Origin of the sequence: Kitasatospora sp. NPDC057542 (assembly GCF_042801945.1) — a bacterium.
Lineage (GTDB): Bacteria > Actinomycetota > Actinomycetes > Streptomycetales > Streptomycetaceae > Kitasatospora.
This window is the reverse complement of sequence record NZ_JBHVFE010000606.1, coordinates 1-4,666: the sequence shown is the minus strand read 5'-3', so window position 1 is coordinate 4,666 and position 4,666 is coordinate 1. Positions and strand designations below refer to the sequence as shown.

General features: G+C 71.7%; 6 protein-coding genes. 1 reads left to right on the top strand and 5 read right to left on the bottom strand.

Features of this window, described 5'->3' with window-relative positions; all coding sequences use genetic code 11:
* Positions 1-174 precede the first annotated feature (174 nt).
* Complete coding sequence (locus tag ACFU7Y_RS40615; RefSeq protein ID WP_380771410.1) at positions 175-1,380, top strand: HEAT repeat domain-containing protein; 1,206 nt, start codon at positions 175-177, stop codon at positions 1,378-1,380.
* Between the two features lie 360 nt (positions 1,381-1,740).
* Here ACFU7Y_RS40615 and ACFU7Y_RS40610 read toward each other — a convergent pair whose 3' ends face one another.
* The 5 genes from ACFU7Y_RS40610 to ACFU7Y_RS40590 all read right to left on the bottom strand — a co-directional run bounded on the left by ACFU7Y_RS40610 (position 1,741) and on the right by ACFU7Y_RS40590 (position 4,593).
* Positions 1,741-2,004 carry a hypothetical protein gene (locus ACFU7Y_RS40610; protein ID WP_380771408.1) on the bottom strand — a complete coding sequence of 88 codons (264 nt, stop codon included), beginning with the start codon at positions 2,002-2,004 and terminating at the stop codon, positions 1,741-1,743.
* 132 nt (positions 2,005-2,136) lie between these two features.
* Positions 2,137-2,460, bottom strand: coding sequence for a hypothetical protein (locus ACFU7Y_RS40605; RefSeq protein WP_224274774.1), 324 nt, complete (start codon positions 2,458-2,460; stop codon positions 2,137-2,139).
* Positions 2,461-2,607: 147 nt separating this feature from the next.
* Complete coding sequence (locus ACFU7Y_RS40600) at positions 2,608-3,180, bottom strand: hypothetical protein (protein ID WP_380771406.1); 573 nt, start codon at positions 3,178-3,180, stop codon at positions 2,608-2,610.
* 186 nt (positions 3,181-3,366) lie between these two features.
* Positions 3,367-3,804 (bottom strand): NAD-dependent epimerase/dehydratase family protein, encoded by a 438-nt coding sequence (locus tag ACFU7Y_RS40595; protein WP_380771404.1) that lies wholly within the window; start codon positions 3,802-3,804, stop codon positions 3,367-3,369.
* Positions 3,805-3,966: 162 nt separating this feature from the next.
* Positions 3,967-4,593, bottom strand: coding sequence for a hypothetical protein (locus ACFU7Y_RS40590; protein ID WP_224274770.1), 627 nt, complete (start codon positions 4,591-4,593; stop codon positions 3,967-3,969).
* Between the last annotated feature and the right edge of the window lie 73 nt (positions 4,594-4,666).

Here is a 4,666-nt window from a genome sequence, read left to right as displayed (position 1 = left end):
CCGCCGGGCCTGGCGGTCCTGCTGCTGTTGCAGCGCAGGGGGCAGGGCAGGTCTCCGTCGCAGTCGGAGATCCAGGGCCGGCGCAAGCCCCCAGGTCGTGGGCGATCGTACGACCACCGCCCGATCGGACGCCGAACCGCAGGACACACTCCGGGTGTGCCAGGATCTGCTGCTGTGACCAACGGTCCTCTCGCCGGCCTCGACGATGTGCCCTGGGCCCGACTGCGGCACTCCTACGGCAAGGCCGAGGACGTCCCCGGACACCTCCGGGCGATGCAGGCGGGGGACCGGGAGGGCCACTACCCGCCGAGTGCTCAGCTCGCGAACCACATCGTGCACCAGGGCACGCGATCGCAGGCCGCGGCGTACACCGTTCCGTTTCTCGTGCGGATGGCGCTCGACCCGAGACTGGTCAACAGGCACCGGTTCGTCGGTCTGCTGGTCGCCATCGCGATCGGGCTGGACAACAACCATCTGCCGAACGGCTACGACCCCCGGGAAGACCGCGAGTACCTGGCACGGATGCGAGGTGAAGCCGACGACTGGGCTCGGTGGATCGCCGAAGCCGCGGACGACGAGCAGCGCAAGCAGCGTGAGGAGAGCTGCGAGCAGGTGCTCATCGACGCCGAAGCGGTCGTGTCCTCCTACGACGCCGTCCGGGAAGCACTTCCCGCGCTCGCCGTCCTGCTGACTTCGGACAGCCCTGAACTGCGCGCCGAGACGGCGAACCTGTTCGCGTGGTTCCCCGAGTACGCGCCGACGTCGGTTCCGCTGCTGAAGGCGTTCGTCACCAATGAAGCCTCGCCCGGAGCCGCGGCGACGGGCGTGGTCGCCCTCGGGCTGCTCGGCGATCCGGCGGCCGTCCCTTTCATCGAAAGCTACCTGGACAGCCCTGTCGTCGAGCTGCGCTGGGCCTCCGCCTTCGCGCTGACGCGGTTCGGCGTCGCCGACCCGGCCGTCGTGGACGTGCTGATCCAGGTCGTCGCCCGGCCGCCGGAGAAGACCGGGACGATGGCGTTCCTGAGCGGCTCCTACGGCAGCCTCGCCGTGATGGCCCTGGCCGAGACACCCGAGGCCACGACGCTGCGAGCGGTGGAGGCCATGCTCGTCGGTCTGGCCGACTGTACGGGCGTCGAGAGGTACTACGACAGGTACTACACGGCGCACAGGCTGTTCACGCTGGTCTTTCCGGGCAAACCCGCCGAAGCGCCGCAGTCCTTCGGAGACCTGAGCGACGTGCAGCAGCGGGTCGTGCGGTTCATCGCCGACCAGGACGCCGATGGCTGGCCCGCCGGCGGAATGGACGCTCTGCGCCGGTGGAAGGTGCCGACCGGGCACTCTGACCTGCGTGCCTACGTCGGTGGTGTCCAGGCCGGCTGACAGGCCGACAACCGGCGCCGGGTCCGGGCCGGGCAGCAGGGTGTCCTTGCCGCGGTCCCGAGGGCCGTCCCCTTGCCGAGCAGGTCGGCGTTGTTGCCGCCCCGATCCCCGCGGGTAGAGCCGGACGTCCCCGCGCCCGCCATGGCGAACGCCCGTCCCGGCCGGCGTCAGTGCGACTCCTCCAACAGCACTGCCGCGACGGCTTCGGTGCCGGCCAGGCCGACCGAGCAGAAGGCGGTGAGTCGTCCCGGTCGGTGCGTCCGACCTCGGCGCCGGCCAGGACGGTACCGAGGTCGACCATCCGCTCGACGGGCAGGATGTGCGGTTCGGCGTAGCCGGCCGTCCGCGCGAGTGAGTCCGTCAGGGGGCGTGTGCGCGGTCCGCCGGGGCGGTGGGGACTTCGTGGCGCGAGAGCGACTTGGGCCCGAGCGTCGTCACGTGCGTGCCCGGTGCGATCCAGCCGGCGTCCAGGACGGGCACCGGGCTGTTCGTCGCGACGACCACGACGTCGCGCTCCCGCACCGCCTCCTCGACCGTGCCCACCGCCCGCACCTCGACCTCCAACTCCTCGGCGGCGCGCCGGGCGAACGCCTGCGCGCGCTCCGACCTGCGGGACACCACCACGGCCTCCGGCTCCGTTCCACGGCTACGCCGACCGGTACCTCGGGACGGGCTTTCCGAAGGTCGAGCAGCACCGGGAGGCCGCGATCCGGCGGCGCAGGTCCAGTGGGTGGCCCGGGAGTCGTGCGTCTCGACTCAGATGAAGGTGATGACCAGCACGGCGGCCGCCACCAGGAGGAGAACCGTCAACGCCGGCGCGCCGGGGCGCCCGCCGGGCTCGGAGGTGACGGCGACGAAGGAGACGGCGGGGACCGCCAGCGAGAGGGCGATCGCCAACCACCCCACGACATCGGTGGGAACCCCGGCGACCATGGCCCCCCAGACGGTCGTGAACATCACCGCCAGCCAGGCAGTCGCGGTCAGCACCGCCCAGGCCGCGCGCGCAGTCCACCGTTCGACCGGGTCGGCCGCGTGGAAGTTGGCGCGGGTCATCGTCCAGATCCGGGTCAGGTTCGCCACTGGAACATCCTCTCGAACAACACCGTCAGGCACCAGGGACGGGCGCGCATCGGGCGCGGCTGGACGACCACCAGGTCCGCCGCCACCGAAGGCCGACACCGGCACACGCCCGTCGGGGGTCGGGCCGACGCGTTCGGGTGGCCACCGCTACAGCACCACGGTGGCGACGAAGAGGATGACGGCGAAGACGACGGTGCCCACCACCCCGATCCTCGTGGGTGTGATCCGGTCCCGGAACTGCCTCTCCGGCCGGACGCGCTGGCTCGGACCGGTGCTGTGCTTCCACCAGTCGACGACCCGCCGGAAGTCGGCGTCGAAGTCCTCCAACGGATTGAAGCCGCTGGTCACCAGGGTCGACAGCCAGTGGCGCCGACCGTCGGTGGTGTGGATCCGCGCCACGCGTGTGGTCGTGCCGCGGCCCTGGATCTCCGACACGTCGATCCAGCAGATCTGTTGCCAGGAGTAGGTGCGGCCACGGCCGAGCCCCCAGCTGACGGTGACTCCGTCGGCGTTGACCCGGACCCAGTACCGCATGGCGATGAGGCGGCTCCCAGCAACCAGCAGCACCGTCCCGCCGACGAGCAGGATCATGAGGCCGGGGCCGAAGTGGAACTTCATTCGGCCGGCGAGGACTTCGGCCGTGATGACCATGAGCAGTAGCGCGAGATCGGCCAAGTCGGGGCTGAATCTGTCTTTCCCCCGGAAGATCAGTTCGTTCACATGGCGCACCCTACGCCTCACTGGCACCGGCCTCACAGAGGGTTGGATTGACAGATCGTCATGATGGCGGTGCAGTGACGGATCCGCCCTGCTCGGAGGCTGCGGCAGTCGGGAAATGGGTACGGCCAGGCCCGGCGGCCCAGGCCGTCGGCCGAGAGTCTCAGGTGGGGGCATCTGTAGCCGGGTTCAGTCAGGCCAGCGCTGACTCAATGCCGCACGCATCAGCAGCAACGCCAACTGACCAACGATCAAAAGGCGCTTGCACTCGAAAGCTCGACAGACATGGCTCCGGTGCAATGGCAAGTTCATGAGGGGGATCGACAGTGACGTCGGCGAGCATGTCCGGGATCGGCCAGGTTCATCGGGCTTTCGAGGAACAGGCGAGACGGGCTCCGGACGACATCGCCGTGGTGGCGCAGTCGGTCCGGACCACGTACTCGGAGCTCGACCGCCGGGCCGCTGCCGTGGCCCGAGCCGCAGCGCCACCGCGGTGACCACCGACGAGGCCTTGCCCGCGTGGGCGAGGCACAGCTGCTCGCCGGCCAGTTTGCTGACCGCGTACGGCGACTCCGGCGTCGGCATCCGCTTCTCGCCGGACGCGCCTTCGAGGATGGCGCCGTACACGCTGGACGACGAGGCGTAGACCAGTCGCGAAACGCGGATCGGTCGGCAGGGGATACGGCCGTCGCCGAACTCGGCCCGGGCCTTTGGCGTGATCGTCCAGCACCACCGGGGCGCTCCCCCGGTACGGCCGGACTGCTCGGCCCGGCGACCGGGGCCGGCGGCTCAGGCCCGGTGGCGCCGGCGGAGCCAGATCCCGGTGCCGACCAGCAGCACGGCCGCGACGGCGGTGCCGGCGGCGGCCCAGGTGGTGGAGTCGGAGGTGTCGCGTGCGGAGGCGGAGCCGGAGGCTGCGGTCGGTGCGGAACCGGCGGGAGCGGGCTCGGACACCGGCCCGCCGATGGGCACCGGGACGGGCCCGGCGCTCGTCCCCGTCGACGGCAACGCGGCCGCCGTGCCGGCGGGCACCGGGTCGTCGATGACGGCGTCCGCCACGTCCAGTTCGCGCTGGGCGTGGCCGAGCGACGGGAAGGCGCAGTCCACGGTCACCTGCCAGTGCCCGGCGGGCAGGATCTCCCGGGTGGTGTACGTCCCCGGGCGGCCCGGGACGCCGACCAGCCGCCAGGGGCCCACCGCCCGGCCGTCCGCGGCGGTGGCGGAGAGCGTGCCGGCGAAGTCCTCGGTGACCGGGTCGTGGTCGTTCTCCCATGTGGCGACGGTGCTGACGTGACCGTTCTGCTGGCCGGTGACGTCCAGGTGGACGCTGTCGCCGTGGGCACCGGCCGGTGCGGCGGTGGGCAGGACGGCGGCCGCCGCGAGGGCGCAGGCGGCGAGGAGCGGGCGGGTTCGCATGGCGGGTGTTCCTCGGAGCGGTGTGGGAGGACGGGTGAGGGAACGGGGGCGCCGGGCGCGGCCACCCCGGGAC